The following is a 1635-nucleotide window of genomic DNA, read 5'->3' as shown; positions in this document are numbered from 1 at the left end:
TCTTGCGCCGATTGCTCGAGAAGATCCAGTCGTTCTTTCCATACCGATTTGCTCCCTCTAGCGTGAGTGCTGCGCACGTATGCGTTCGAGAAGTGCGAGAAGAACACGCCTCTCGTCGACTGATAGGTCCGGTAAGATGTCTTCCTTCAACGCCGCTCGTCAGGGGTCTAGTTGTCGCAAGCTTTTCTGCGTCTTTCTCGTCGGCACAACGGTCTGCGACCGCCGCTCATTTTATGACGGCGACCGCTCAACCCAGCCCCCGCGCCATGCGGTCCACGAGTTGCCCTCCAGCCGCGCCGTGAGGTCGCTGATCACGAGGCCGGGGAATCGTCCACATGGGCGGCTGCCATCCACGACAGTCGCGTCTGACCGGGCTCACGGCTTTCATCGTCGATCCGCTGCTGGATGTGCTGGGCGACCCGATGGATCGTCGTGCCGATCAACGCATCGCCGGATGCAATCATCATTTGACCTCCAAGGGTCTGTTGGTCGTCGCGAAGCTCCATCAGACGCCGCTGGAGATTGAAATGCTAGCATGAATTATGCTTGCGTTGTATATCCTTGTGAGCGTAGAATTGAAAAGGTTTCGGGATCGATATCTCTTGCGGTGGCGATCGAACCGCGAAAACAGTGTTTTCCTGCACGACTTCGTTTAGCCACAGGAGACCAGCAATGCTCTATCCAACATATCTACGCCGCAGCGATCCCTTTGCGCTGATGCGCTCCATGATGCGCGATCTCGACCGCGGTTTCTGGCCGTCGCCGTCTCGTGCGGCACTCCCGGCAGTGAATGTCTGGCAGGATGCGGAAGCCGTGGCCGTTACTACCTAACTTCCTGCCATCGAGCCGGGCGATATCGAGATCGCGGTCAAGGACAACGTCCTGACGATTTCGGGCGAACGAACGGCGCCCGAGGCGTCCGAGGACGCGCGCTGGCACCGCAGAGAGCGCGGGTATGGCAAGTTTTCTCGCGCGATCCGTCTGCCATTCGCGGCCGCGGATGACAAGGTCGAGGCGAAAATGGCGAACGGCGTACTGCGGATCGTCATCTCCCCGCCCGAGGCAGAAAAGCCAAAGAAAATCGAGATCAAGGCAGCCTGAGAGGAGCTGGAACGATGAGCACTGACATCACGCAAGCCACCGAAAAGACGCCGACCGACGCGCCCGAGACCTCCGCCGGCGGCGCACCTACCGCCCGATGATCGATATTGTCGAGATCGATCAGGGTGTCTCCATGATGCTCGAAATGCCTGAGGTCGCCGCCGGTGCGGTCAAAATCACACTCGAAAACCGCGGGCTGACGATCCGCGGCAAGGTTGAGCCGATGCGGCCAGAAAACCTGGAATTTGCCTATGCTGGACGTGCCGAGGGCGATTTCGAGCGTGACTTCACGCTTTCCGAGGATTTCGACCCCGACAGGATCAAGGCCGAGATGCGTGGCGGCGTCCTCACCCTGACGCTCCCCCGAGCCCCTGAAGCGCAGCCAAAAAGGATCGCCGTCAAGGGCGCCTGAAAACCGAAGGAGACCATATCATGCAGATCAAGGACCTGATAACCTGGGCGCACAAGAACGGCTCGCCAGACGCCAAGAGCAGCGAAGACAACGCGATCGCGACACTCCAGCGCGAAATGAAC

4 protein-coding genes are annotated in these 1635 nt (G+C 59.5%); 3 read left to right on the top strand and 1 reads right to left on the bottom strand.

Annotated elements, in window-relative coordinates; genetic code table 11:
• Positions 1-311: 311 nt before the first annotated feature.
• Positions 312-467 carry a hypothetical protein gene (locus tag CG51_RS20890; RefSeq protein WP_233141288.1) on the bottom strand — a complete coding sequence of 52 codons (156 nt, stop codon included), beginning with the start codon at positions 465-467 and terminating at the stop codon, positions 312-314.
• A gap of 205 nt (positions 468-672) precedes the next feature.
• Between CG51_RS20890 and CG51_RS20885 the strand changes: the two genes are divergently transcribed.
• From CG51_RS20885 to CG51_RS18705, 3 genes are all read left to right on the top strand, one after another.
• Complete coding sequence (locus tag CG51_RS20885; RefSeq protein WP_233141289.1) at positions 673-831, top strand: hypothetical protein; 159 nt, start codon at positions 673-675, stop codon at positions 829-831.
• Between the two features lie 9 nt (positions 832-840).
• Entirely contained in the window at positions 841-1101 is a 261-nt protein-coding gene (locus CG51_RS20880; protein WP_269429367.1) for an Hsp20/alpha crystallin family protein, read from the top strand.
• Positions 1102-1198: 97 nt separating this feature from the next.
• Positions 1199-1513: an Hsp20/alpha crystallin family protein gene (locus CG51_RS18705; RefSeq protein ID WP_233141290.1), complete on the top strand. Its 315-nt coding sequence runs from the start codon at positions 1199-1201 to the stop codon at positions 1511-1513.
• Positions 1514-1635: the final 122 nt, after the last annotated feature.

It is taken from the genome of Haematobacter missouriensis, assembly GCF_000740775.1.
GTDB lineage: Bacteria > Pseudomonadota > Alphaproteobacteria > Rhodobacterales > Rhodobacteraceae > Haematobacter > Haematobacter missouriensis.
Note: the sequence above shows the minus strand (reverse complement) of the source record. Positions and strands in the feature narration are given on the sequence as shown.

Coding starts and splice junctions, on each gene's coding strand:
- CG51_RS18705 (WP_233141290.1), top strand. CDS start 1,199: ATGATCGATATTGTCGAGATCGATCAGGGTGTCTCCATGATGCTCGAA.
- CG51_RS20885 (WP_233141289.1), top strand. CDS start 673: ATGCTCTATCCAACATATCTACGCCGCAGCGATCCCTTTGCGCTGATG.
- CG51_RS20890 (WP_233141288.1), bottom strand. CDS start 467: ATGATGATTGCATCCGGCGATGCGTTGATCGGCACGACGATCCATCGG.